At 53.8% G+C, this 24,719-nt stretch carries 23 protein-coding genes; 7 read left to right on the plus strand and 16 right to left on the minus strand.

Features of this window, described 5'->3' with window-relative positions; all coding sequences use genetic code 11:
* Positions 1-43 precede the first annotated feature (43 nt).
* Both ACFSR7_RS26610 and ACFSR7_RS26615 read right to left on the minus strand, forming a co-directional pair.
* Positions 44-1,009, minus strand: a complete 966-nt coding sequence (locus ACFSR7_RS26610) for an alginate lyase family protein (protein WP_378166880.1) — start codon at positions 1,007-1,009, stop codon at positions 44-46.
* A gap of 412 nt (positions 1,010-1,421) precedes the next feature.
* A complete protein-coding gene (locus tag ACFSR7_RS26615) occupies positions 1,422-1,718 on the minus strand; it encodes a hypothetical protein (RefSeq protein WP_378166882.1) in 297 nt (98 codons plus the stop codon).
* Between the two features lie 123 nt (positions 1,719-1,841).
* Between ACFSR7_RS26615 and ACFSR7_RS26620 the strand changes: the two genes are divergently transcribed.
* A complete protein-coding gene (locus ACFSR7_RS26620) occupies positions 1,842-2,795 on the plus strand; it encodes a TRM11 family SAM-dependent methyltransferase (RefSeq protein ID WP_378166883.1) in 954 nt (317 codons plus the stop codon).
* 86 nt (positions 2,796-2,881) lie between these two features.
* Here the strand turns inward: ACFSR7_RS26620 and ACFSR7_RS26625 are convergent, their stop codons facing one another.
* Positions 2,882-4,537: an S-layer homology domain-containing protein gene (locus ACFSR7_RS26625; RefSeq protein WP_378166885.1), complete on the minus strand. Its 1,656-nt coding sequence runs from the start codon at positions 4,535-4,537 to the stop codon at positions 2,882-2,884.
* Positions 4,538-4,637: 100 nt separating this feature from the next.
* Between ACFSR7_RS26625 and ACFSR7_RS26630 the strand changes: the two genes are divergently transcribed.
* The 4 genes from ACFSR7_RS26630 to ACFSR7_RS26645 all read left to right on the plus strand — a co-directional run bounded on the left by ACFSR7_RS26630 (position 4,638) and on the right by ACFSR7_RS26645 (position 7,124).
* Positions 4,638-4,796, plus strand: coding sequence for a hypothetical protein (locus tag ACFSR7_RS26630; RefSeq protein WP_378166887.1), 159 nt, complete (start codon positions 4,638-4,640; stop codon positions 4,794-4,796).
* Positions 4,797-5,258: 462 nt separating this feature from the next.
* A complete protein-coding gene (locus ACFSR7_RS26635; protein WP_378166889.1) occupies positions 5,259-6,113 on the plus strand; it encodes an ABC transporter ATP-binding protein in 855 nt (284 codons plus the stop codon).
* Positions 6,106-6,759: an ABC-2 transporter permease gene (locus ACFSR7_RS26640; RefSeq protein WP_378166891.1), complete on the plus strand. Its 654-nt coding sequence runs from the start codon at positions 6,106-6,108 to the stop codon at positions 6,757-6,759. Before ACFSR7_RS26635 ends, ACFSR7_RS26640 begins: the two co-directional genes overlap by 8 nt.
* Positions 6,759-7,124 carry a GntR family transcriptional regulator gene (locus ACFSR7_RS26645; protein WP_378166893.1) on the plus strand — a complete coding sequence of 122 codons (366 nt, stop codon included), beginning with the start codon at positions 6,759-6,761 and terminating at the stop codon, positions 7,122-7,124. The genes ACFSR7_RS26640 and ACFSR7_RS26645 overlap by 1 nt, the downstream gene beginning before the upstream one ends.
* Before the next feature lie 6 nt (positions 7,125-7,130).
* Here ACFSR7_RS26645 and ACFSR7_RS26650 read toward each other — a convergent pair whose 3' ends face one another.
* The 5 genes from ACFSR7_RS26650 to ACFSR7_RS26670 all read right to left on the minus strand — a co-directional run bounded on the left by ACFSR7_RS26650 (position 7,131) and on the right by ACFSR7_RS26670 (position 13,695).
* The gene (locus ACFSR7_RS26650; protein WP_378166895.1) at positions 7,131-7,466 is read right to left on the minus strand and encodes a hypothetical protein; all 336 of its coding nucleotides are present in this window, start codon (positions 7,464-7,466) and stop codon (positions 7,131-7,133) included.
* Between the two features lie 217 nt (positions 7,467-7,683).
* Positions 7,684-8,814 carry an alanine dehydrogenase gene (gene ald, locus ACFSR7_RS26655; RefSeq protein ID WP_378166897.1) on the minus strand — a complete coding sequence of 377 codons (1,131 nt, stop codon included), beginning with the start codon at positions 8,812-8,814 and terminating at the stop codon, positions 7,684-7,686.
* 43 nt (positions 8,815-8,857) lie between these two features.
* Positions 8,858-9,931, minus strand: coding sequence for a GntG family PLP-dependent aldolase (locus ACFSR7_RS26660; RefSeq protein ID WP_378166899.1), 1,074 nt, complete (start codon positions 9,929-9,931; stop codon positions 8,858-8,860).
* A 25-nt stretch (positions 9,932-9,956) separates the two neighbouring features.
* Positions 9,957-12,062: a hydantoinase/oxoprolinase family protein gene (locus ACFSR7_RS26665; protein WP_378166901.1), complete on the minus strand. Its 2,106-nt coding sequence runs from the start codon at positions 12,060-12,062 to the stop codon at positions 9,957-9,959.
* Positions 12,040-13,695, minus strand: coding sequence for a hydantoinase B/oxoprolinase family protein (locus ACFSR7_RS26670; RefSeq protein WP_378166903.1), 1,656 nt, complete (start codon positions 13,693-13,695; stop codon positions 12,040-12,042). Before ACFSR7_RS26670 ends, ACFSR7_RS26665 begins: the two co-directional genes overlap by 23 nt.
* A 154-nt stretch (positions 13,696-13,849) precedes the next feature.
* On the opposite strand from ACFSR7_RS26670, the gene ACFSR7_RS26675 reads away from it, so the two are divergent.
* Complete coding sequence (locus ACFSR7_RS26675) at positions 13,850-14,761, plus strand: LysR family transcriptional regulator (RefSeq protein ID WP_378166905.1); 912 nt, start codon at positions 13,850-13,852, stop codon at positions 14,759-14,761.
* On the opposite strand, the gene ACFSR7_RS26680 is transcribed toward ACFSR7_RS26675, so the two are convergent.
* From ACFSR7_RS26680 to ACFSR7_RS26695, 4 genes are read right to left on the minus strand one after another with little or no spacing between them, the layout of a single operon-like run.
* A complete protein-coding gene (locus ACFSR7_RS26680; RefSeq protein WP_378166907.1) occupies positions 14,758-16,140 on the minus strand; it encodes a hypothetical protein in 1,383 nt (460 codons plus the stop codon). The two genes, ACFSR7_RS26675 and ACFSR7_RS26680, sit on opposite strands and share 4 nt — an antisense overlap.
* Positions 16,141-16,159: 19 nt before the next feature.
* Positions 16,160-17,314 carry a Gfo/Idh/MocA family protein gene (locus tag ACFSR7_RS26685; protein ID WP_378166909.1) on the minus strand — a complete coding sequence of 385 codons (1,155 nt, stop codon included), beginning with the start codon at positions 17,312-17,314 and terminating at the stop codon, positions 16,160-16,162.
* Positions 17,315-17,358: 44 nt separating this feature from the next.
* Positions 17,359-18,519, minus strand: coding sequence for a mandelate racemase/muconate lactonizing enzyme family protein (locus tag ACFSR7_RS26690; protein WP_378166911.1), 1,161 nt, complete (start codon positions 18,517-18,519; stop codon positions 17,359-17,361).
* A gap of 25 nt (positions 18,520-18,544) precedes the next feature.
* Positions 18,545-19,561 carry an alcohol dehydrogenase catalytic domain-containing protein gene (locus ACFSR7_RS26695; protein ID WP_378166913.1) on the minus strand — a complete coding sequence of 339 codons (1,017 nt, stop codon included), beginning with the start codon at positions 19,559-19,561 and terminating at the stop codon, positions 18,545-18,547.
* A 328-nt stretch (positions 19,562-19,889) separates the two neighbouring features.
* On the opposite strand from ACFSR7_RS26695, the gene ACFSR7_RS26700 reads away from it, so the two are divergent.
* Positions 19,890-20,099 carry a twin-arginine translocase TatA/TatE family subunit gene (locus tag ACFSR7_RS26700; protein WP_378166915.1) on the plus strand — a complete coding sequence of 70 codons (210 nt, stop codon included), beginning with the start codon at positions 19,890-19,892 and terminating at the stop codon, positions 20,097-20,099.
* Positions 20,100-20,177: 78 nt separating this feature from the next.
* Here ACFSR7_RS26700 and tatC read toward each other — a convergent pair whose 3' ends face one another.
* From tatC to ACFSR7_RS26720, 4 genes are all read right to left on the minus strand, one after another.
* The gene (tatC, locus tag ACFSR7_RS26705) at positions 20,178-21,008 is read right to left on the minus strand and encodes a twin-arginine translocase subunit TatC (protein WP_378166917.1); all 831 of its coding nucleotides are present in this window, start codon (positions 21,006-21,008) and stop codon (positions 20,178-20,180) included.
* 55 nt (positions 21,009-21,063) lie between these two features.
* Positions 21,064-21,900: a carbohydrate ABC transporter permease gene (locus tag ACFSR7_RS26710; protein ID WP_378166919.1), complete on the minus strand. Its 837-nt coding sequence runs from the start codon at positions 21,898-21,900 to the stop codon at positions 21,064-21,066.
* A gap of 30 nt (positions 21,901-21,930) precedes the next feature.
* Complete coding sequence (locus ACFSR7_RS26715; protein ID WP_378166921.1) at positions 21,931-22,875, minus strand: carbohydrate ABC transporter permease; 945 nt, start codon at positions 22,873-22,875, stop codon at positions 21,931-21,933.
* A gap of 74 nt (positions 22,876-22,949) precedes the next feature.
* On the minus strand, positions 22,950-24,437 hold the full coding sequence (locus ACFSR7_RS26720; RefSeq protein WP_378166923.1) for an extracellular solute-binding protein: 1,488 nt from the start codon (positions 24,435-24,437) through the stop codon (positions 22,950-22,952).
* Between the last annotated feature and the right edge of the window lie 282 nt (positions 24,438-24,719).

The raw sequence follows: 24,719 nt of genomic DNA on the forward strand, positions 1-24,719 counted from the left end.
TGAGTGAGGGCGACTGGCGCCCTCACAGCACCACCGTACATCGTCAAATGGACAGCGCGGGATAATTCCAGGCGTACGACTGGAAGTAGCCGCTGCTCGCGTTGCGGTGCCCCGTCACCGGCCGATGCGGTGCTGCAAAGCGCGCATACACTTCATCCCGATAAACGATTGCCATCGCCTCGAACAGATCGACCGGCCAAGTGTCTGCTCCAAGCGGAGCCGGGATGTTCTGCGCTTCGCCGGTGGGCCATTTGTCCGAACGGCCGTCTACATAGCGAAGGAACGTGTCGAGGGCGCGCTTGATGCTCTTGCCCCCCGGCGATGTCCACCGAAACAGATCCTCGCCTGTCGCATCCAGCACAAGCTTCGCCGCAGCCGTCATCGGCGCCAGCGCGAAATAATGGTACCACATCGCATTTGCGCCTCTCGCCGCTTCCTCCGGCAAGAAGCCGTCCAATGCGACGGCATGATCGATATGCGACTTCAGCGCCTGGGTCGCTAAGGCGAAAGCTGCATTGTCACCCCTCAACCGATGGAGCGCGAGGCGCGCATACAAACTCCAGTCCCACCAATTGTTGCGCCCTTCGATGGTCTCCCATGCGGGCAGACACACCAGCGTCAACCAATTTTCGAAACGTTCCCGCGACTCAGGGCTCCAGTCCTCGAAGGGCTCCAGCCATAATGCTGCGCGAATGAAACCGACGCCAACATAAGCCGAGACGAGCGGACCGTCGTGACCGCCGATCTCCCGGTTCACGGCCGCCCAGCCATCTAGAATCTCTACGGCTTTGGACGCATAGACCGCCTCCCCCGTAATGCGATAGGCAAGCGCAGTCGTGAATACCGCTTGGGCATCGGGCTCCATCAACCGTTTGCCGCTCAGATGTCCCTCGCGATCATAATAAAATCCGGGAATCGACCAGTTTGGAACCGCATTGCACGTCGTCTGCAAACTGGCTTGCGCTTCGCGAAGCAGGGCTGCAACCGCAAGCTCGGGGTATTCCGCCATGGCGATCATTCTTCCTTCCATGCCTGATTGTATTTTTTCATCTTAACGATGAAATTCACAGATTAACATACACCCCGTTAGCGCGGGCATGTCCTTTATTTCATGGCGGCGAACGATGGCAGGCGGGACGCTGTCTAAACTCTATCATCCGAATTAACAAAAACACACGAATCCCGACGACCGGGAAGCAATAAACCACATTGCTGTCTTGTTGTCGATTATCGGATATTCCTTGGGTCAGCGGAGCCAGTCATCAGCTTTTCGTAAGATACGATCGTCATCTTGTCGTTAATCACTTCACTTTTTCCAGTTCTCCGGTAGCCCAATTTTTCATCTTACGATTCGAACAGCCCCGACGGAAATGGGCCTCATGAATACTCGCTCTTGCCAATGACACATCCGATACGTCCATCTACGTTTCCCCAGTTCCGCCGCTCAATCGGCCAAACGAGATTTTTTGAGGCAAGTCCGCATTTTTGAGCCGTTCGTGCGCTTCTCGAATGTCCGCCTGATGCTTCTTGGTAAGGATGAAGCCGCTTAGTACATTTTTGCAGATCTCTTTTTCATCCGTGCAGCGTTTCGACAAACCCGATGGAGAGAACTCGATCGGCACGCCGAAATGTATGGATAACCCGGAGCTGATCATCAGCTGTTCTTCTTTTGTGAGCTCCATAAATTGAGATAGCAGCATTTCATCGATGGGATCCACAATCATTCTCCTTTGATGCACAGGTTTCCCATCTTATTCCACGCAAAGCGCCTTTTATCCTGCATCTGATGTATAATGGGCAGAACGACTGAACGAACTTCTCAGGTAAAAGGCGGTTTGGCTTTGGCTCTATCAAAAACACCCCCATTCTACATCTATACCTACGCAACCCACGAGGACGAGCGATCCCTATGCCAATTGGAGCTGCGCTCCTTATTCGGCATCGACGCCGAGCTTCCTGTTTTCAAAAGTTACGTCCATATCGATCCCAGCCGAAGCCCCTTTATTAAGGAACGGCTTGAAGTTTTGTACGAAGCCGACAGCGTGGAAAACATCGCGATTCAAGTGGCGGATATGCCTGCGCTTCAGTCGTCGTTCAAGGTGTTGTTCGTCAAGACGAACGATCTGCCTGCGAATAAAAAAATCACATACGCGGATGAAAGGGAAATCGAGCGGCAGGTCGGATTGCGGATCAAGGGCAAAGCGAAAATGCGTCAGCCGAACGAAATTTTAGGCATCGTGACGATGGGCGGACGCTGGTATTTTGGCCCTCATACGAAAAACCGGTCCGTATGGCTGAACCATATGGACAAACCCCGCCAATACTCCATGGCGCTCCCCACGCGAATCGCGCGAGCGGTCGCAAATATTGCGGTTCCGCGTCCTGACGGCATCTCCGCAATCGATCCCTGCTGCGGCATCGGGACCGTTCTCGTCGAGGCGCTCTCCATGGGCATCGACATGACCGGCCGCGAGATTAACCCGCAGTTGGCAGGCGGCGCGCGTGAAAATATCTCGCATTTCGGATTGCAAGGCGAGGTTGCGCTCGGTCCGATCGCTGAAGTAAGCACCCGCTACAAAGCGGCCGTTGTGGATTTGCCGTACAATCATGTGTCCAAAATTACCGCCGGGGAGCAGCGGTCCATCCTCATGCATGCCCGCCGGATCGCGGACCGCGTCGTCGTCGTCTCCATCGAACCGATCGACGACATACTGACGTCAGTAGGGTTTACCATCTCAGATCGCGGCTTCGTCAAAAAAGGGGCTTTTTGCAGATATGTCCTCTTGTGCGAATAGCAAGAAAAAGAGGATGAAGCAGATCTCTCTCTCCTGCACCTGGCCTGGTTCATGAATACGCCATATGCCGACGCCTTTATGCCGGATTAGTCGAACGAATAAGACGCAAACCGCCTGGCGTTGGCCATGCTCGCCCAAACGTCCGGGCTCTCACCGCCCATATACCAGAAGCCGTAGCCGGCCACGCCAAGCGATTGCCCGAAGGCAATCCTGAGCGACAGCGAACGGCCGTCCTCCAGCCAGATCCGATGCAAGGACGCCGCCGTCCCATAGTAGGCGTAATACTGGCCGATCGTTTCCTCCCATTTTACCTTGGCGCGCATGATCGTCACGAGCTCGTTCTGCCGAACCAGGCTAATCTCCTCGGAGACGGTCGTGCCGGATATGGTATGCCATTCCCGGTTGTATAGCGGCAGCGCCATGATGACGCGGGCGGCTGACACCTGCTTAAGCAGCGTCGTCAAGCCTTGCTGGAGCCAAGGCAGCGACGACACCGAGCCCGGAGCGCCGCCGTTCCAATGCTCGTCATAGCCCATCAGCACGATGTAATCGGCAGCTTTCCCCAGCGCGGCGTAATCGAATACTTCCGTCCAATCCGTGCCCAGGTCGGGCGAGACGTCCACCGACAGCACCGCCGGGATCTTGTCCAGCGCGGCGTTTAATTCGGTGATGAAGGCGGTAAATGTCTGACGATCGCCGGGTGCCATGTTTTCAAAGTCGATGTTGATTCCGTCAAGACCATATTGCCGGACCAGCGAGGCCAGTTGCTGAACAAAAGCGCTTCGCCGTCCCGCGTCCGCCAGCATCGCATGCGTGGCGGCTTGATCGGAACGATTGCCGACCATTGACCATACTTTCTTGCCTTTGCCGTGCGCCCAAGCAATCAGCGAAGCGTCCGTAGAATCCGAGACGGTGCCGCTCTTGTCAAGAAAAAAGGAGCGCGGAGATAAGGTGTTGATGCCGGAGGAGAGGACCTCCTTTTCGTACTGTGCGGTCGACTGCCCGTATTGCCAGCCGAGCTGGATCGGGGTTTTCAACGCAGCTTGAATCTCCGCCGACCATCCCGGATACGACCAGATCCGATCGAGCAGCACGGCAGCTTCCTGCCTCGTCATCGGCGCTTTCGGCCGGAAGCTGCCGTCCTCGTCTCCGCTCATGAGACTCAGCTTCCATAAACGGTATACCGCGGGCAGCGACCAGGTCTGGATTTGCGCCTGGTCCCGGTATATCCGCGCAGACGATGCCGTATTCGCATCGAGCGGCTGCTTCAAGGCGCGCGCGAGCAGAACAGCCGCTTCCTCGCGCGTCACCGGATGGTTGGGCGCAAACGACGATTGCGTTGTCCCCTTTGCCAATCCCAATTGGATCGCAGGCTGCACCCACCGGTAAAACCACGCCGACTTCGGAACGTCCGGAAAAGACGGAAGCGCGCTCTCTACGGGCTCGATGCCCAGCAGCCTGTCCAGCATCGCCATAAATTCCGCTCTAGTAACCGGCTTGTCGGGTTCGAACTTGTCCTCCGTAGTGCCGGTCAAAATATGTAACGCCGCCATGTTCGCAATCGCTTGGGCGGCAAAGTTGTCGCGCACGTCGTCAAAAGGAAGCGCGCCAGAGACAGAAGCGACAGAAGCGGCCGCAGTCGCGGTCGGCAGCCAGGGTCCGCCGCTCCATCCCGCCAGCATCCCCGCGAGCGCCGCGACCGTCGCAGTCTTGCGCGATGCCGCGGACCATTTAGACACCATCAGAAATCACGCTCTCCGATCTTGGATAGACTCTCGCACTCTATCGTAATCAATCGAAGAATAGTTACCTATCCTCAAATAATGGCAGGCGCCGTCAGGAATGCCGCAGCCAGACGTTCATCTCGCCGGGCTCTCGGATTTTCGCAACGGCGACCGGCATCCGAACCGGCGCAATCTGGGCTTGTACGACCTGCTGTTCGTAGAGCGCGGCACTCTGTATATCGGGGAAAACGGGCGTCGAATGGACGCTGCGAAATAGGGATACGCTGCTGCTGCTGCCGGATGGAGAGTATTATTCGGTCAAGCCCTGCGAGGAAGAGACGGTCTTCTACTGGATTCACTTCTAGCACGACTACCTGAAGCGCGGCGCCCATGCCGCGAAGCCTGACGGCTCGCTCCGAGCTTCGCTCCCGTTCAGCAACCCGTATGCGATCCGTATTCCCAGCATTTCAACCTGCCGAATCCGGAAGCCGCCTTCGACTTGATCCGGCAGTTGCTGGATCTGACGGTAGGCGACTCGTTTTGGGAAGAACGATCGCTTTTCACCAAGGTGCTGTCCCTGCTATGCGCCCTATTTCTTCAAGCGCCAGGCCGGCATGACCCCCATCCTGTTCCGCAACGATTATTGCCGAATCGGCCCGACAACCATGAATTGACTGGAGGCTGCAGCGGTGATATATTGTGTATATACGATATGCACAATTTTAAGAGGAGGTTCGTCATGCTTGCGCTGGACATTCAAAACGTGAACAAAAAGTATGACCATTTTCAGTTAAAGAACGTCACCTTCCAGCTCGAAAAGGGTTATATCATGGGGTTTATCGGCGCCAATGGCGCGGGGAAAACAACGACGATCAAGTCAATCATGAATATGGTTCAATTGGACAGCGGCGACGTGCGGATTTTGGGCAAACGGATGGCGGAGCACGAGCTTGAGCTGAAGCAGGAAATCGGGTGCGCGTTCGGCGGCATCGATTTTTATACGCGAAGCAAGATCGGCAAATTGACCGGCGTCATTAAAAGGTTTTATAACAATTGGGACGACGATGCCTACTACAGCTACTTGAAAAGGTTCAAGCTGGACGAAAATAAAAAAATCGCCGAACTGTCGACGGGGATGAGGGTCAAATACAATCTGGCCATCGCCCTGTCCCACGGCGCCAAGCTGCTTATACTAGACGAGCCGACTAGCGGTCTCGATCCGGTCGCAAGGGATGACCTGCTCGATATTTTCCGGTCGCTCGTTACAGGCGGCGAGATCAGCATTCTTTTTTCCACGCATATTACGTCGGATCTGGAGAAATGCGCGGATTATATTACGTTTATCGAAAACGGACAAATTATCAAAAGCGCCGATAAAGAGGAATTTATGGCCTCCTATCGTTTGCTGAGCGGCAAAGAGAGCGAGCTGGACCAGGTGAAAGATAAGCTTATATCTTATAAGGTCAATTCCTTCGGCTTCACGGGATTGATCCGTGCTGTGGACCTCGATCCGGCCTTCGGTATCCGGGCTGCCACGCCAAGTCTCGAGGAGATCATGGTGTACGCCGCGAAAAAGGAGGAGACGTATGTATAATTTATGGTTGAAGGACTTTAAATTGGGCGTGAATCCTTTGTATTTCGCCATGCCTGTGCTGACAGGCGCCCTCATGCTCGTACCGGGCTGGATTTACTTCCTTGTGCTATTGTACTTTTGCTGGATTACGATTCCCAATATGTTTGGCGGCTTTCGCACGCACAACGACTTGATGCTTACCTCGATGATGCCCGTCACCAAAAGAGACATGGTCAAATCAAGGGTACTCGTCATCGTCTGCCTGGAGGTGCTGCATATTGGATTTGCGGTCATTTTCGGCGTTATTAATCGCTACTTGTATCCGGACTTCATCTATTACTTCTACGCTCCCACAATCGGTTTCTTGGGATTATGCCTGGTGATGCTGGCGATTTTTAATCTGTTGTTTTTGCCTTTATACTATAAAACGGCGTACAAATACGGCAACCCCGCGATCGTATCGATTACGGCTGCCATGCTATTTGCAGGAGGCGCGCAATGGCTGGGAATCGCGAATGCCGATGTATCCGCCGTTATTAACGATACCGGAACCGGCCATCTTGCGGAGCAGTCGCTCATCCTGGTCGCGGGGGTCGCGATATTCGCCATCTTCACGGCGGTTGCTTATCGACTGTCGGTCCGATATTTCCTGAAAGTGGAGCTCTAATGAACGTAGCGATTTCAAGCAGTTCAGAAAAACCGATTTATCAGCAGCTGTTCGAACAGATCAGCGCCCAGATCTTAAAAGGCGAGCTGCCGAGCGGCTATTGTTTGCCCCCGATTCGCCAAGCTGCGCTGGAACTGCAGATCAGCGTCATCACCGTCAAAAAAGCGTGGGAAGAGCTCGAACGCAGCCGATTGATCCATACCATCACGGGCAAAGGCTGTTTCGTGGCCGAATTCACGCCCGAGGAAATGCTGCAAATGCGCCACGAGACAGTATCGAAGCAAATGGCGATCGACGCTTCATATTACAAGTCGTTCGGTCTCACCTTGGAGGAAGCGATCGCGATTTTGAAGGAGATTTATTGATAAGAATTATGCGAGGAAAATTTCTTTCAATTCTTCCGCGGTATCTTTAATGAATGAATTCACCTTCCGAACGGTGAAGTATATCGGTTGAATGCGGGGCTCTTGGCCGGGGTTGTCCAGCCATTCTGATTTTTGGCGGCTATATTCGACGACCTCCTCCATTGTCACCAGGGGCTCCAAGGCAAACCCTTTCGCTGCGGAAAGTCTGTGAAGCATATCCCTTGCTTCCATTGCTCTTTGAAGCTCGAATTCAATCTGACTGACCTCCCGGGTATAGTTGCTGCGGAGGTCTCCTCCACCATCTGCCGCTTCGGTACATTCCCGCTCAAAATCGGCGTACAAGGTATTTGTCCATCTCACATCCGTATAGATGTGGAGCTTTTGGCATTTATCTCGGTTGCTGCTGATCCGGTTGCACAGCTACAGTGAAAGCGCGCGCAAGCCAAGTCGACTTCCGCGCGTCTCCGGGTAACATTTCAAGTTTTCTGTCGGCATGTCTCCCTCCGAATCTGCCTCAACGGGTAAAGCTTAGTATTCGATGTTTGAAACGAAAAATCGCTTAAGCGCAAGATGCCCCGTTCAACAGGGAATCGAGTGGACTAAATTCATACCCGAGTGCAAGAGCGACTGCCTGGTGGGTGACAGCTCCCCTGAACATATTTACGCCGGTTGCCAATCCGGGACGTTGCTCGATCGCTTGTTGCAGGCCTCGATCCGCCATAAGCAATGCATAAGGGAAAGTGGCGTTCGTCAGCGCTAACGTGGATGTTCTCGGTACCGCGCCCGGCATATTTGCGACAGCGTAATGAACGATTCCATGCCTTTCGTACGTCGGCTTATCATGCGTCGTAATCCGGTCGGCCGTCTCGACGACCCCACCCTGATCGATTGCGACATCGATGATGACCGATCCCGGCTGCATTGACTTCACCATCTCAGTGGTAACGAGCTTTGGTGCTTTGGCCCCGGGAATGAGCACGGCGCCGATAACGAGATCGGCGGCCGCTACCGCTTCGGCGATCGCAAGCGAATTCGACATTAGCGTTTGCACACGGTCGCCAAACAAATCGTCCAATTGCCGCAATCGTTCGGCCGACGAATCGATAACGCTCACTTCGGCGCCAAAGCCGACGGCGACTTTTGCCGCCTGCGTACCGACGACGCCTCCTCCGATGATCGCGACGATGCCGCGTTTTACGCCAGGCACTGCGCCGAGCAGAATGCCCTTGCCGCCACGCGGCTTTTCCAGAAGCTGAGCTCCGATCTGCACCGACATCCGGCCGGCCACTTCGCTCATCGGGGTCAGCAGCGGAAGCGAACGCCCTTCCTCTACCGTTTCGTATGCGACAGCCGTCACCTTTCTGTCGATGAGCGCTTTGGCGAGCCCCGGTTCTGCTGCAAGGTGCAAATAAGTGAACAGGACCAGGTCTTCGCGGAAATAGTCGTATTCGGCAGGCAGCGGCTCCTTCACTTTCATGACCATGTCCGCTTGCGACCATACTTCATCCGCCGTTCGGCCAATTTCCGCCCCGGCCGACACATACTGCTCGTCCGGGAAGCCGCTGCCTGCCCCAGCGCCTGTCTCAATCATGACCCGATGGCCCGCTTTCACGAACGAAACGACTCCGGCGGGCGTCAACGCTACCCGATTCTCGTTATTTTTAGTTTCCTTTGGTACTGATATCCGCATGGCGGTTCCTCCCTAATTGCATGGTGAATCGATCCGACATCCTTTACCGCTCCGCTCCTCGAGAGCCGGCGACGACTTGCGCCATCCGTTCGGCCGCCGTCACAACATCCGCGTCGCCGATCTGACGGTGAAACACGAACCGGATAAGCGATCCCTGGTATGGATAAGCGGCCACGCCCAATCGGTTCAGACGAACGACAGCTTCTTCTGCACCAAGCCTGGCGCCAGTTAGATCCGCCATCACGATATTCGTCTGCACGTCACCAAGGTCGACGCGGATACCCGGTATGCCTTGCAGCAGCAAAGCAAACGCGCGAGCGCGGCGATGATCGTCGGCGAGCGTTCTCGGGATCTCGTCCAAGGCAACCAGGGCGGCCGCGGCGATCCGTTCCACTTTATGCATGCTGCCGCCCCCGAGCGATCTGGCAATTAGCGAAGCCTGCTGCACAAATGCCCCCGATCCGCATAGTAGAGCGCCTTCCGGGACGCACAGGCTCTTATTCAAATTAAGCGCCACAGAGTCAAACCGCTCCGTAAGCAGCCGCATCGGCACGTCGAGCGCCGCCGCTGCGTTGACAATGCGCGAACCGTCCAGATGAACGGGAATGCCCCGCTCTTTCATAGCCGCACAGACAGCATTCGTGTATTCCGGCGGCAGCACGGCACCGCCGCTAGCATTATGGCTGTTTTCAAGGCAGAGGAGTCCTGTTCGAGGCCGGTGCGTGAAGCGGGTTTCGCCGACCGCAGCCTCAATATCCTCAAGACGAAGACGTCCCCGTTCTCCTTGCACAAGTCTCGGATGAACGCCCGCGATCGAGGAGATCCCCCAGCCTTCGGACCAAGCGATATGGGAGCTTTCCTCCAGAATGACATGATCGCCGCGTCCGGCATGAACCATGACCGCAATCAGATTCGCCATCGTGCAGGATGGAAGGAGCAGCGCGGACGACTGTCCCGTCAGCTCGGCCGCTTTGTCCAGCAGCTTTCGCATAGCTTCTTGCCCCCGAAAAGGAACCGCGCTAAGCTCCACCTCGCGCATGGCATCCCACATCGCCTCAGTCGGCTCTGTTCTTGCGTCCGTGCCGAGATCGATGCGATTGTTAGTGTTATCCTTCATTGCGCTCGCCACCCGTCGATCCCGATTAATTCAGATCGATAATAAGGTTCAAATGGTCGTCGACCCGGATCGTCGTCCTCGGTCCCGCCACTACGGTCGATTCCCGCTCTTCGATCACTGCGGGACCTTGAAGCTCAGAGCCCGGTTGAAGCCGGTAACGATCGTATACCGCCGTGTCCGCGAAGTCCTTCAACTCGGAAAAATAAACGGGGCGGCGTCCTTTCAAAGCATGTTCGGCATCCGGCGCATAACGTTCAAAGCGTAGCCGTTCTACCGGTTCTGGAGCGAATGCCCTTAGACGCAGATTGATGATTTCCAGAGCGACGCCCTGCGGACAATGTCCGAAAGTCGCTTCGTATTCCTTCAGGAACGAATTTCGCAATTCTCCGACTTCTTCGCTTTCCAGCAATTCTAACGGGAACGGCACGGTGATTTCATATCCTTGCCCGGCGTACCGCATCTCCGCACTCAGAATCGTGCTGACTTCATCTTCCAGCACCCCTGCCTTTGCCAATCCAGCCATCGACATTCCACGCATCTCTGCGTACAAACCACGCAGATAATTCCAATCCACCTTGTTCAGATCGCTGACGTAGCTGCGTCCGAGCTCGACCATTGGAGGCGCGACCAGCATGCCTCCCGCAGAAGCGACCCCTGTCGCCGGCGGGCAAATGATTCTGCCGAGGCCGAGCAGTCTGGCGATGCCGTACGCATGTACCGGTCCGGCTCCGCCTGTTGCCACCAGGCTGAACTTGCGGGGATCGGTGCCCTTCTCCGCGATATGAATCCGTGCAGCAGACACCATGTTGTGGTTCACAATATCATGGATGCCCGCGGCCGCTTCGATGGCGCCGATGCTGAGCGGGGTGGCAATTTTATCGGTAATTGCACGGATCGCCAGTTCCTTGTTCAGCAACATGTCCCCGCCGAGAAAATAATCCGGGTCCAAATAGCCGAGTACAAGATCCGCATCTGTGACAACCGGATCTTCACCCCCGAGACCGTAACAAGACGGACCCGGTACGGAGCTTGCGCTTTCCGGACCGACTTTCAGCATGTGCATGTTGTCCAGGTGGGCAATGCTGCCGCCACCCGCTCCGATCTCAATCATTTCCACGACCGGAATACGTAGCGGAATGCCACTGCCTTTTTTGAAACGTTGCATTCTGGCGGCTTCGAATTCGTACACCCGGCTCGGATTTCCGTCCCGGACAAGGCACATCTTCGCCGTCGTCCCCCCCATGTCGAAGGCGATAATTTGCTTCTCGCCTGCCATTCTTCCATGGAAGGCGGCAGCAATGACCCCGGCAGCGGGACCCGACTCGATCAGCCGGATCGGATAAGCCGCAGCAGATTCCGCATCGGTCAGCCCGCCGTTGGACATCACGATATTGACAGGCGCATCCGTACCGTAGCCGGCCAGACCGCTCTCCAGCTTGGCCATGTAGGTCCGGAGTAAAGGCTTTACATAGGCATTCGCTGCCGTAGTCGAGAAGCGTTCAAGCTCGCGAATCTCGGGCGCCACGTCGGAGGAAAGGCTGATGGATGCCCCTGGAATCTCCTCCAGCAAAATAAGTTCTGCCAGCTTCTCGTGCTCTGGATTGCGATAGCTGTTGAGAAAAGCGACAGCGATAGAGGAAATGTCCTGCTCCTTGAAAATGGCGGCCGCATTTCGAACATCATCCGGGTTGAACGTTAACAGCACTTCGCCGTCGCTGCCGATCCGTTCGCGCACTTCTCGCCGCAGGTGGCGAGGAACAAGGGTTTCGGCCTTGCTCAGGAACAGATCGAAAATGTCATAGCGCATCTCGTTGCCGATTTCAATGACGTCTCTGTAGCCCTTCGTTGTGATGAGGCCAGTCGGCACGCCTTTGCGTTCGATCATCGTATTGGCGATCAATGTCGTGCCGTGAATGAACGTCTCTATCTCTCGAAGATCCACCCCGTACGTCTCGGCCATCCAGTCCAGTCCCTGGAAAATTGCGCGGCTTGGATCGTCCGGCGTGGTCAGCACCTTGCCGGTCAGAACAGTTCCGCTTATTTTATCGAGCATCACCAGGTCAGTGAATGTACCCCCGACATCCGTGCCCACCCTCCACTTCCGGCCATTAAAATTCGTATCCGTAGACATCGGCTGCCGCCTCCTTCGAAATCAGTTCATTGCGCAAATCCGACTCTATGCGTTCCGGCTTGCGCACCTTCGGAGAGCCGAAGCCCCCGCCGCCGGAGTATTGCAAAGTGACGCGGTCGCCGGGCTGCACATAATCCCGTCCTTTCAGGAACGCTGCCTGCTTGCCATTCACGGCAGCATTCGCCGCTCCTCCGTCTTGTCCGCCCGCCGTGCCGGAGGCAGGATGCTCTACCCGGTCGAACATGAGTGACATTTGTACCGGTCCGTCGGCGCGAATCTCCAGGTCGACAATCTGTCCGAGTCCTCCGCGGAATTGACCGGCGCCGCCTGAATCTTGCAGCAGTTCTTTTTTCCAGACGATGATCGGCGATACCGCCTCGGTAATTTCCATCGAGCCTACGCTGACGTTGGAAGGAAAGCTCGTACAACTAAGTCCGTCGTCCGAAGGCCGCGCGCCCATTCCTCCGCAAATGGTCAAGATCGTGGTAAACGGTCTACCCTTCCACGTTCCGTTGAAGATCGTATACTGCTGCGGCGCGCTTCCCGAATCTGCAATCATTCGGTCGGGGATCGCCTTTGCCAGCGCGCCGTACACCACGCAGGACAGGAAGTGTCCGACCAAATGACGGCCATTGACAGGCGCCGGGAACTCCGGGTTGAGAATGCTTCCGGTCGGAGCGATGACGGAGAGCGGCCGATAGGAGCCTTCGTTGCGCGGCGTCAGCGGATCGATCGCACACTTGACCGGAAAGCACGTATAGGCGTGCGTATAGTTAAAAGGTACGTTGATTGCATGGCCAATCTGCGGCGACGATCCGGTAAAATCGATCTTCATCTCTTCGCCTGCGACAGTTACGGCTACCTTGAGCAGGATAGCCTCGCCGTCGTAGCCGTCCGTCTCCATCTCGTGGCGGTATTCACCGTCGGGGATGGCGGCGACAGCCTTGCGCATCGCCTTCTCGGCTTTGGCCTGAATTTGCTGAGAAATCGGCGAAATATCAGCAATGCCGTGCTCTTCGAGCAGCTCGACCAGTAGCGAAGCGCCTGCCCGGCCAGCGGCAATCTGTGCGTGAATGTCGCCGAGCACTTCGTCGGGAACACGTACATTGGCGCGGATGATCCGGATCAGATCTTCATTCGGCTTGCCTTCTCGATACAGGAACGACGGAGGAATGTTGATCCCTTCTTCGTATACCACTCCGGCATCGGCAGCCCAGCCGCTGCCGCCCATATCCGCCATATGGGCGATGCTGCCGGTGAATCCGACGAGCTTGCCTTGGTGATAAATCGGAATGACGCAAGTGATATCCAGCAAATGTCCCGAGGCAATCCAAGGATCGTTCGTCATGACGACGTCGCCAGGCCGCCACTGCTCCTGGGGATATTGCTGCAGAATGCGCTTCAAAGCGCGCGACATAACGCCGTTAAAAGACGGGATGCCAATCGTATTCTCTGCTACCGTGTCACCATTCTCGTCGAACAGGACGCAAGAATAATCGTTTGATTCTCTCACCGTCGGTGAGAATGAGGTTCTCTTCAAAATAGTCGCCGTCTCGTCCGCGATGGCAATCAGCCGGGTCCATAAAATCTCCAGCGTAATCGGATCGATCGGTGGATTGTCAGCTTTCGGCATATCGGCCAGCCTCCTCGTGTAGATGTCAATCGTTTCGCGCAGCCTGTTTCGATACCCATTCTATGATTGACCGCTCGAAGCGTCCAATATATAATTTTCAATACTGATATAATCAATATGGAATATCATCTGTTCAGAAAGGCGATGTGGGCATATGCAGCTTCAACAGCTGGAATTTTTCCAATGTATTGCCAAGCACGGCAACTTGTCGAGGGCAGCCCAAGAACTGCATATCGCGCAGCCGGCACTCAGCAAGATGATGTCAAGGCTGGAGACAGAGATGGGAGCGAGCCTGTTCATCCGCACGGGCCGAGGGATCAAGCTGACGGAGGCGGGGAACATGCTGCTCTATCACAGCCGACGCATGATGTCGGACTGGGAAGACGCAGTCCGAAGCATTCGGGACTTGAGCTTGTCCGGCAGGGAACAAGTGAAGCTGGCCATGTACCCGACCTTTGTCTGGTATATATTGCCGCAGTTTCTGGCCGATTTCGTGCAGCGCCACCCTGCGATTGAACTTGAAATCGAGCAGGGACTGAGCGATGTCGTGACGGACTTGGTGATCAACCACCGAATGGAAGCGGGCATCGTCACCGCTCCGGCCGCTCACCCGCAATTGCTGGAGTCTCCGCTTCATGTCGAAAAATTCGGCCTGCTCGTCCCCAGCAGCCATCCATGGGCTGCCAGAAGCTTTATCCCGCTACAAGAGCTTCACGGACAACCGCTCATACTTTCGACGGTGAACCGATGGTTTGAAAGCTTCATACGCCCCATTTTCCATCAATTCGCGATTGAGCCAGACGTCCGCCTTGTCGTTCATCAATACGATGTCATCAAAGAGCTCGTACGCGCCGGGCTCGGGGTCGCGTTCGTCCCGTTCAACGCCTACCGGATGTGGAAAAAGACCGAGACTGATCTCGGCCAATCCATGTTGATCGTTCCTACAGACCCGGTGCTGCAACGGCAGCTCGTCTGGATCGAGCGAAAAGACAGAACGCGCTCCTCCGCTTGCGATCGATTCTTTGAATATATGAACGAGTACATCCGCACGAACTTGACCGATTAAGAGAATATTTCACCCAGCAATTTGACCGACGCCGCGATAATACGATCCAGTGCCTGAGGTTCCATTCTGGCGATCCGAGTCTCATAACCTCCCCGATGAAAGCCTGCTTCCGTTGGAATATATCCTGCATAATGAGTATTGTGCACAATATAGGTTGGAAAAGTCGGTGATTTCAACTTAATGGCAAGACCGCCTTCCGCGAAAGGCTCTCCTGGAAGGCCGACGATGGCCGTGTCGCCGATACGGAGCACTTGAATTTCATACTGGAACTCCGGATTGCGCTCGTACTGCTCCTGTTGACCCAAAAGCGCGCTCGCATATACCCATTCCAGATCCACGAAAGTATCGTCGACCCATTCCGGCTCCGGATACTTGGCGATATATTCCCGGGCCTGTTCCACTCGTGCCGGCTCCAACTGCCTGAGCGGAATCGGAATTGTCCGAACCCGGTAATCCAGAATCGCTTCCGACGCGAAATTCATCCGTCCGATAACTTCGCGCGCAGTTTGGGCAAGCTTTTCGCCCATCAATCCCGCGTCGTCCGCTTTTTTCTCCGCGAAAGGATCCCACGGATTGATATTGCCGCACGCCCCGTTCAACACGACAGGTATGCAGGCATCCCCGGCGATCTTGCGCATCTCCGACGCCCACGCGCCGGGCCAATCCGCCGAGATGTACGGGTGTCTGATCCCGTGAACCGGATGGCACGTATAGCTGAGGAGCATCGCCTGAACCGCGGAATCCAGGCCGCGGAAATTGACAACGCCGAGTTCGGGATCCATCGGCCCCTCAAGATAACGGGACTCCGGTTCGACGATACCCGGCGGATCGTCGAAGCCCGGCATTTGAATACTACCGTCTCGCATGACCATCCGCCTGTTAAATGCCATATTGCCTAGAATGCCGCTTCCCGCGCCAACCTCGACCGGAACTCTGCGCGCCATTGCCGTCTCGACAGCCAGCAAAATTTGCTTCACGGCAAAGTCGTCATAGCGGTCGTCCCCCCCCCTGAGCCAGGAAAGATGCTGCGGAATGCCCTGGTATTCCTCGTCGATCTTAAAATGGCCTAGGGCGGGTCCTTTATGATTTTGCGTAGCGTTAATAAGAACGGATTGCGGGTCCATCCCCCAGCGCGCGTGCAATTCCTCGCGAATCAGATTGACATATTTCCTGGTAATCATGAGAAGGTCAAGCGTAATGATGCACAACCGGGTATCCTTGTTTTCCAGAATGGTAACGCTTGCATATAGCGGATCCTTGATACGGCCTGTCCTGATCTTCCCGTTCATGGTGGCCCCGCCCAGAATGACATCCTTGTCGGGCGTCAAATCTGCCCTCGCAGCTCCGAGCAGAATCGCGCTCCCTGCTTTTGCCGTCATGCTCGATCCCTCTCTTCCATTACTTTATCTCTACATGGTCCGACCATTCGATCTTCTGAAAACGGTCCGTAGCGGCAGACTCCTTCGCGCGCAGACACATCAAGGCGCTCAGCATGCCGTCTTCGAGCGTAGAAAAAGCGCTCCGCTCCCCGCGCATCATGGCGATAAACTGCTCGGCCAGCACTGCGTCTCCGCCCAGGTGGCCCCCTGTGCCGGGGTTGATATCGTAAGTTTCTACCCTGTTCGTATGGTGCATGTAAACTTTGATCACGCTGGTGTACAAATCGAACTCGAGCGTGCCTTTATAGCCGAGCAGACGGAAGGAGCGGGAGCCGGCTTTTTTTCTGACATAAAAATTTTGGGAATAGGAAACGTGCATTCCGTTCACGTACCGGATAATGGCGCTGCCCGAGTCCTCATTCCCTGCATCCTCCCCGTAAACGCAATGTTCCCCGATAATCGACTCCCCTTGCTTGCGCTTCAAGAGGGCACTATCCTCGCATACGTTCCGTTCGCTGCAATTGGGGCATGTCAGTCCAGCCGGCTTGCTCCCATTGAACACCCGTTTCGACGTCATCGCGCAGATGTCCGTCGGCCTCAATCCAAGCAAGTAATTGATGCAATCGAAATCGTGAGTCGCTTTCTGCAGGAACAACCCGCCCGTTTCCACCTTGTCCCGGTACCAATGCTGAAAATAGACGTCCCCGTAAGGTACATTATTAACCGCCTGCACATGCTCAACGGCGCCGATTTTGCCGGAATCCACGATTTCCTTGGCCAGACGGATATGCACAATGCCCCTTAGCGGAAATGAAACGAGAACCTGCGGTCTATACTGCTCGTATCCGGCCTTCAGACGCAGCAGATCGGCATAGGTCGTCGCCACCGGCTTCTCCATGAAAACGGGAATGCCGCTCGGGAAAATTTTCAGTGCCACATCCGTATGAGAAGAACAACGGGTACCGATCAGGATACTGTCCGGGTTCGAGCGGGCGAGTTCCTCCGGCGTTTCGTAAAAAGCAACACCGCTTCTCCCTTCGCTCTCGAAGGACTGCCGAATCTCTTCGTTACGGATATCGCAAATCGCAGTTATTCGGCAATTGGGATCGGCTTTTAGCAATTCTTCAGCAACGTTGCGGATCCGTCCGCCATAACCGATTATTCCAATCTTCATTCGTTAACACCCCGTCGTTGAGATCCGTCATTTGTGAGTCATTCTTATAAGATTCTTCCGATTTTCGGCTGGAAATTCGGGTCTTCCTTGTCGTAGAACACCATTTCTCTTTCCTCGGGCGCGCGGTAAACATCCAGCTTGCCCGGATCGAGCTCGATGCCGAGTCCGGGACGATCCGGCACAGCGATCTTGCCTTGATTGAAGAGAAGCGGGGTTTTTAATACGTCGCCGGTCATGAAATCAAGATGCGTGTCGTTGCCGAACGGGAAGTTGCGGTTCGCCGCAATCAGGTGAACGTTGCCCATCGTGCCGATTCCCGTTTCCGCCCAACTGCCGGTTATGCACCATATGCCGGCGTGGCTGGCTAAATCGGCGATCTGCTTCGCTTTGAGAATGCCTCCCGCTTCGGACGGATACACCGTGAAGCAGGCGCATGCGCGTTTGTCGATCAGCCGCAGCGCGTCTTCCAATGTAGCGCAGCCTTCATCCGCGGTAATCGGGACGTCAACAGCCCGGGCGACGGCCGCCATAGCGTCCACATCGTGGAACGGGGTCGGCTGCTCGACCATCTGCAGATCGTATTTCTCCATGCGGCGAATCGCTTTGACAGCGGTTGGAATGCTCCAGTTCTGATTCGGATCAATACGAATCTTGATTTTCGGCCCGACGGCTTCACGGACGGCTTTCAGACGTTCTACGTCCTGGTCGATATCGCGCCCGACCTTCAGCTTCAGTTCCAGGAACCCGCGCTCCACAAAGCTGACCGCTTCCTTGACATTCCGCTCCGGCGTGTCGATGAAAATGTAGCCGGAAAACGCCACTTCTTTTTTGCAAAGCCCGCCAAGCAAATTATACAAGGGGGTATTAAGAATTTTGCCCCGCAGATCAAGTAGTGCCATCTCCACGCCGGCGAGACCGTAATAACCGATTTGTTTCCAATTCACACTATATTCTTCTAGCTGTTGCAGGATGGATTCAAGCTCCATCGGGTCTCTTCCAACGACAAAAGGGGCGAACTCCTTCTCGACGACGGTTTGTATAACCGGAATTGTCGGACCGACGGATTCGCCGATTCCAACAAGGCCTTCATCGGTCTCGATCTGCACGATGAGGGATGGCGCGCCATAACGGGTGCCGTTGGACCAGACCTCCCCTTTATGGAAAGGAATGCGAATAGGACGAGTAGTTACTTTTGTGATTTTCAAGGGAAAGCCTCCCGATTGTTCATATTCATGTGACAGTTACAATGACTTTGATCGCATCCGCATTGCTTTGTTGCGAGAGGGCAGCTGCCTTGTCTAATTGTGCATATTCGAACGTATGGGTAATCAGAGGAGCGGTACGCACGACGTTCCTGCGTAGCAGCTCAATGACTCTTGGCCATACGTGCGGAGCGTTGGTCGTTCCTTGCAGACGCAAGTCCTTCATGATCACGGTTTGCAGATCGATAGGAACCTTGCCTTCAGGCAGCCCGTACAGCAGCAGCTGTCCGCCCTTGCCCGCGACGCGCACCGCTTCGTCGAGCGACTGGGCCGATCCGGCCGCGTCGATCACAATCGGAAAGCTGTCGTCCGCCAGCTTCGCCGCCGATTCCGACGCCTCATACGACTCGTCTGCCCCGAGATCTCTACCTGTCGCCAATCGGTGACGGCGCATGCCGATCAGGACGATTTTTCCCGCTCCTGCGGCGCGCAGCAATTGAACGAAGTAGAGACCGGACGGACCGTCTCCGAATACGGCGGCGGCCGTACCGAGAGGAATGTCCAGCTTGTCGATCCCGCCGAGACAGCAATGAATGTTCTCGATTTGCGTTGCTTCCGCGTCCCCGATCTCGTCGGGGATTTCATAGACGTTGTCCGCCGGCACGGCGAGATAGCGCTGCCACCCCCCGGGCAAATGAATGCCGATCTCAGCGGCTTTCGGACAAAGCTGCTTGTTGCCCGATTTGCATGCGGAACAATTGCCGCAGCCTACGAGCGGGTCGATGCATACGCGCTTGCCTAGCAACCGTTGGGACACGTTCGAGCCGATTTTGACAATCGTTCCGGACAGTTCGTGTCCGAGCGGATATGGCGGCGTGCCTGTCCGCAATGTTCCCCGGACGATATGCAAGTCCGTGCTGCAAATGCCAATCGCTTTAATGCCGACCTCCACGTAGCCGGCAGGCACGTCTGAACGAGATCCGATCCGGAAAGCGATCTCGTCAGGGGCCGTCCATTCCCAGACCGGGTTGTCGCTAGTTTCCATAGGCTTGCCTCGTTTCTATGGCGTAGATTCCTCGCATCTATGCGAATTGTTGTATTCGACTCCCATTCTAAGATTGGCTGCCTTTAACGTCCAATAGTTAAATTTCAATACTGATATAATCAATATGGAATATCACGACCGAGCACTCCAGTTGGATTCGACTGAGTCGCTTCAATGCTCGCCGAAAGTTTAACTAAGCATCTTGACAACAAAGTAGCACAATCGCAACCGAATGATCTTGTATTGCCTGGGCACGAAAGTTAAGCTGACATTAAGAAGCTGGCTTCAGTGCCGCCTCTTCATTTTCATACGCGAGGAGAATGATCCTATGGCGGGAATCGGAACCACAGGAATTATTGTATTAGTTTTGGTTGCTCTGCTGCTCTTCGGTCCTTCCAAGCTGCCGGAATTGGGGAAAGCTTTCGGAAGAACGCTACGGGAATTTAAGAACGGTTCGAAGGAATTGATGTCGGAATCTTCTCAGGTCTTGCACGCCCCGCAGGTGGAATCGAAGTCTGAAGGAAGCGAGCGAGCGTAATAGAAAAACTGGAACGAAAGTAACGCTTTGAACGTCGTTTGAGCGACAACTTCAATAAAAGAGGCAGATCGAATGCGATCATTCGTCTGCCTTTTGCTTTTTCCGAACCTTTGGGCCCGATATAGGCCCGGACGATGTCATTCCCGGTTCGGCTTCCCGCGCGAGCTGTGCTGCAAGCTTCTTGCGGTATGCGAACATGGAAAGCAAAACGCTGATTTCGTATAGCAGGATCAGCGGACCCGCCACGAGGAGGTCAGAGATAACATCCGGCGGCGTCACCATCACGCCGATCAGGATCATGAGGAACCAAGCGCCGCGTCTTACTTTCTTCAGAAGATGAGGACTCAGTATGCCGATCCTCGTCAGGAAAAGAATGACGAGCGGAAGCTCAAAGAGCAAGGAAATGGGCAGCAGCAGGTTCACTAGGAATGTAAAATATTGCGTGACTCCGTACGTCTGAACCAATCCCATGCTTTCCCCGACCCGCTCCGTAAACTTGTAAGCCATCGGAAAGACAACGAAATACGCGAATGACAGACCGACGAGGAACATCAACAGCGCCCCCGGGATATACCGGATCGTCGCCCGCCGCTCCCCCTTCGTCAAGCCGGGTCCTATGAACGACCACAATTGGTAAAACATGAACGGAATCGTCACGACAAAAGAGATAAGCAGCGCGAATTTCATAAAGAGTCCGATAGCGTCCCAAGGAGAGAACACATTAAGCACAAGGTCCTTCGACGGAGCCGCTTCGACCAGGTATTCGAACAACGGCTGCGCACCGAACAATCCGCCGATCAGTGCTATGGCGAATACAATCAGAGCGTACAAAACCCGCTTCCGCAGCTCTCCGATATGATCCCACATCGACATCCAGCTGTCATCGAGGACTGATGTATCCCGTTGCACCATGGGTACCTCCTTGATTGGGAAATTCGACCTGACTCATCCCTGTCTTATTCGGTTATCCCTTTATAGCCCCCAAAGTAGAGCCTTCCATAATTCTCCTTTGAAAAAGGATATAAAGTAACACGGAAGGGATCATCAAAATCGTGAGGCCCGCGAACAAAGTGACCCAGTCCCCGTTATATTGCAATCTTATATTCGCCTGATAAATGGCAACGGCGAGTGTGTATTTCTTCTGATCGGACAAATAAATAAAAGGACCCAGAAAGTTGTTATACAGTCCGAGAAATTTAAAGATGGCGACCGTTACAATGCCCGGAGTCGATAAAGGAACAATGACCCGCAAAAACGTCTGAAATAGAGAGGCGCCGTCTATGTAAGCACTCTCCTCCAATTCTTTCGGAAACGAAGACATGAACCCGCCCAAAAGCATAAGGAAAAACACATTTTCTCCAAAGCTCTCCATGATAACAAGAGCCGTCAGGCTGTTGAGCATATGCAAATCTTTGACGAGGATATAGGTCGGCACGAGCGCATTGATTCCGGGCAAAAACAAAGAAAACATGAGCGACGCCCATATAAATTTTCTCAAACGGAATTGGATTCGGGTCAAAGCATAGGCGTTTAATGTGAGCACGAAAGTGCCCAAGACCAGGCTCGCCCCTACATAATAAACCGTATTGAGCATCGTGCCGCCGAGATCATAAGTGTTCCAGGCTTTCGAATAATTGCTCCATTTCCAGTGCTGCGGCAGCGCCCATATATCCTGAAAAAACTCGATGTTCGTTTTGAGCGACTGGTACACAACCCATATTAGCGGGAATAGAATGGTAGAAGCGCATGCGAACAGCAGGATGCGCCACACAAAATCCATCCGTGAAGATTGTTGTTCCATCAGAGATATTCCTTCCTTCTGCGCTTGTGACTAGAATTCAAGATCGTGCTTCGGTACAAATTTATCGATTGCTTTATTGGCAACAATCATAACCACAAATAAAAACATGCCGATCGCCGAGGCATAGCCGTAATCGTGATAACCGCTGCCAAAGGCTAGGTTGAACATATACAAGCCAATCACATCGGTTGATCCGCTCGGTCCCCCGTTTGTCATAATCAGAATACCTTCAAACCCTTTGAAAATGCCGAGCATCAAAAACAACATGGATACCCGAACAACGCCCATAATGAGAGGGAGCGTGATCTTGAACAGCCGCACATAATGGTTCGCGCCCTCCAGAATGGCCGCTTCGTAGATGGACTTGGGTATAGCTTTCATTGCATTCATGAAAATGATCATGTAAAAACCGACTCCGCCCCACACCGATGGCGGTATGAGCGCCCACAAAGCGAAACGTTCATCCCCGAGCCAATACAATTCACCGACCGGAATTCCTAACAATTTCAGTACCCCGTTTAATAAGCCGTTGCTTCCGTCATAGATGAACGCCCATAATAAGCTGACCACAATAGCGGAAAGCACATTTGGGAAAAAGAAGACGATCTTGTAAAAGCCGTTCTCGATAAAATTTCTGTTGCTCAGCAAGTAGGCGATGAGCAATGACAGGATGATTACTGAAACCGGAATCGTCAGAGCCAGAAGGAGATTATGGTATAAAGCGCGCCAGACGTACTCGTCTTTAAATAAACTGATATAGTTTTGAAGTCCGATAAATTCAGGTTCGTTAAATCCGTCCCATTTCAATACGGAATAATAAATACCTAGCGCATTCGGGTATAAGCCGAAGAGTAAATAGGCGATGTAGCTCGGCACAACCGCCAAGATAACAAAAATGGTTTTCTGCGTCGCAGATTTCTTATACCAGACTTGTTTGCCCGCATCGCCGATACCGGATGTAGGATTAGCATGCAATGGTCGTTCCTCCTTGTCGATAAATGAACTCGGAGAGGTTCAAATGCTCTCTCCGAGTACATTTCGTGCCCAAATTATTTTTTCTGTTCGTCCCAGGCCTTCTTCATGAATCCTTCGGCCTTCTCCAATGCAGGAAGCACTTCTTTCTTCCCGGTGGCCCAACCGGTCACCGACTCCGATATCGTCTTCAAGGCTTGGGTGGCCGCGGAGCTGGTCACAACCACTTTTCGTTCAGGGCCGTAGAAGACGACATTATTATTGGTCGCATATTTTGCAATCGCGGCTGGCGCTGCAGCGAGCGCGGCCACGCGAGACGGATCGTCGCCATAGTCAAGGCGCGCCGGATAGATTCCCGCTTTGGCCATTTCCTTCATAACATCGAAATTGTAAAGGAACAGCAGCAACTCCTTTGCCCATTTCTTCTGTAATTCAGGTTTGTTCTTCCAAACGACCATCGAGTTCGTGGCAGCCACCGATTTCACATAAATTTTGCCGTTAGGTTCGTTGGTTGCAGGCACCCCCATGAATCCCCATTTAAAGCCTTCAGGCGTCGCATCCTTCATTTCTGTGCCGATCCAATCGCCAGATGACACCATCGCCGCCTTCCCTTGCAGCACTTGCATTTGCGATTGCGTATGATTAAGTGCCGCTACCCCGGCAGGGAAATACCCTTTTTTCCCGAATTCATAGATGCGGTTGTATTCCTCTTTAGTAAATTCATCTGTAAAAGTTGGTAAAGCATAACTTCTGTAGTGATCTGAAAACTCCTGGAACTTGCCTTGCTGATCGGCCAAGGCAAACGGGATTAAATCAAAGGTGAAACTGGTCAAATACTCCGGATAAACGCCAGGGAACGTGATGGGAATAATTCCAGCCTGCTTGATCGTTTCCATCAGGGAGACGAACTCGTCCCATGTTTTCGGATTTTTGTTCCAGCCTTTCTCGTCAAACAAGTTTTCGTTGTAGAATAATCCGGCCGAATACGATCCCAACGGCAAACTATAAGAATGACCGTCCGTCCCGGTCGAAGTTGTCGATCGCATACTTTCCACGACGGTCGGCGACAAAACCGATCTTAACGTTTTCCCCGGTTCGCCGATCAATTCGCGGTCAAACAATTCTTCGAGAGGCTCAAGTTTACCGGCGTCTATGACTTGCTGCATCGTTCCTGCGCCGGATGCTACCGGGAAGAACAAATCAAACATATCATTGTCGTTTTTTGCGGCGATTCTCGTATCGATAAGTTTGCCGATATCAGGCGACGACGTAATATCGATTTTGACATTGGGGTATTTCTCGGTAAACAACTTCACGGCGGTATCAAACCACGCTCTGCCGTATGCGTTCTCAAAGAAGCCGACTTTAATTGTCACTTCTTTATCCTTCGGCAAGCCGTTTTCCGTATAGACCTTCGATTCTTCAGTCTGATTCGTGCCTGGCTGAGATGCCGTGCCTGTCGCCGTAGGCGTATCCGCCGAATTGTTTTTGCTGCAAGCAAGAATGGCCACCGATAAAAACGCGAAGACGAATAATACCGCTAATGATCTGATGCTCTTTTTCAAAGAAATGCCTCCCCTATTATTGTTTTGATAAAGCGCTTGCGTATTCCCTATTTCATTGTAGTAAGCGTCCGAAAGTGTGACTATAACATTGCCTTGTCATTGCTGTACTTCATTGTTCAGTTTCATAGAAATCTCTTTCCGGCATCTGAAAGTTCAACGTAAGCTCTCCTCAACCTGACTCGAAACGTTCGAGCATAGGTAATTTCTCGTTCATTCTGGCGAATAAAAAAAACTCCGCGTTATGTTCGCAGAGTCTTTCTCAATAAACATTGGCCATCATTT

Origin of the sequence: Cohnella sp. GCM10020058, assembly GCF_042683485.1 — a bacterium.
Taxonomy (GTDB): Bacteria; Bacillota; Bacilli; order Paenibacillales; family Paenibacillaceae; genus Cohnella.

What these genes read in the sequence shown, in the direction of transcription:
- ACFSR7_RS26695 (WP_378166913.1), bottom strand. Translation starts at nt 19,561, where the DNA reads ATGGAAACTAGCGACAACCCGGTCTGGGAATGGACGGCCCCTGACGAG.
- ACFSR7_RS26670 (WP_378166903.1), bottom strand. Translation starts at nt 13,695, where the DNA reads ATGCCGAAAGCTGACAATCCACCGATCGATCCGATTACGCTGGAGATT.
- ACFSR7_RS26635 (WP_378166889.1), top strand. Translation starts at nt 5,259, where the DNA reads ATGCTTGCGCTGGACATTCAAAACGTGAACAAAAAGTATGACCATTTT.
- ACFSR7_RS26685 (WP_378166909.1), bottom strand. Translation starts at nt 17,314, where the DNA reads ATGAAGATTGGAATAATCGGTTATGGCGGACGGATCCGCAACGTTGCT.
- ACFSR7_RS26640 (WP_378166891.1), top strand. Translation starts at nt 6,106, where the DNA reads ATGTATAATTTATGGTTGAAGGACTTTAAATTGGGCGTGAATCCTTTG.
- ACFSR7_RS26645 (WP_378166893.1), top strand. Translation starts at nt 6,759, where the DNA reads ATGAACGTAGCGATTTCAAGCAGTTCAGAAAAACCGATTTATCAGCAG.
- ACFSR7_RS26710 (WP_378166919.1), bottom strand. Translation starts at nt 21,900, where the DNA reads ATGGAACAACAATCTTCACGGATGGATTTTGTGTGGCGCATCCTGCTG.
- ACFSR7_RS26700 (WP_378166915.1), top strand. Translation starts at nt 19,890, where the DNA reads ATGGCGGGAATCGGAACCACAGGAATTATTGTATTAGTTTTGGTTGCT.
- ACFSR7_RS26630 (WP_378166887.1), top strand. Translation starts at nt 4,638, where the DNA reads ATGCCGCAGCCAGACGTTCATCTCGCCGGGCTCTCGGATTTTCGCAAC.
- ACFSR7_RS26625 (WP_378166885.1), bottom strand. Translation starts at nt 4,537, where the DNA reads ATGGTGTCTAAATGGTCCGCGGCATCGCGCAAGACTGCGACGGTCGCG.
- ald (WP_378166897.1), bottom strand. Translation starts at nt 8,814, where the DNA reads ATGCGGATATCAGTACCAAAGGAAACTAAAAATAACGAGAATCGGGTA.
- ACFSR7_RS26675 (WP_378166905.1), top strand. Translation starts at nt 13,850, where the DNA reads ATGCAGCTTCAACAGCTGGAATTTTTCCAATGTATTGCCAAGCACGGC.
- ACFSR7_RS26610 (WP_378166880.1), bottom strand. Translation starts at nt 1,009, where the DNA reads ATGGCGGAATACCCCGAGCTTGCGGTTGCAGCCCTGCTTCGCGAAGCG.
- ACFSR7_RS26680 (WP_378166907.1), bottom strand. Translation starts at nt 16,140, where the DNA reads ATGACGGCAAAAGCAGGGAGCGCGATTCTGCTCGGAGCTGCGAGGGCA.
- ACFSR7_RS26660 (WP_378166899.1), bottom strand. Translation starts at nt 9,931, where the DNA reads ATGAAGGATAACACTAACAATCGCATCGATCTCGGCACGGACGCAAGA.
- ACFSR7_RS26665 (WP_378166901.1), bottom strand. Translation starts at nt 12,062, where the DNA reads ATGTCTACGGATACGAATTTTAATGGCCGGAAGTGGAGGGTGGGCACG.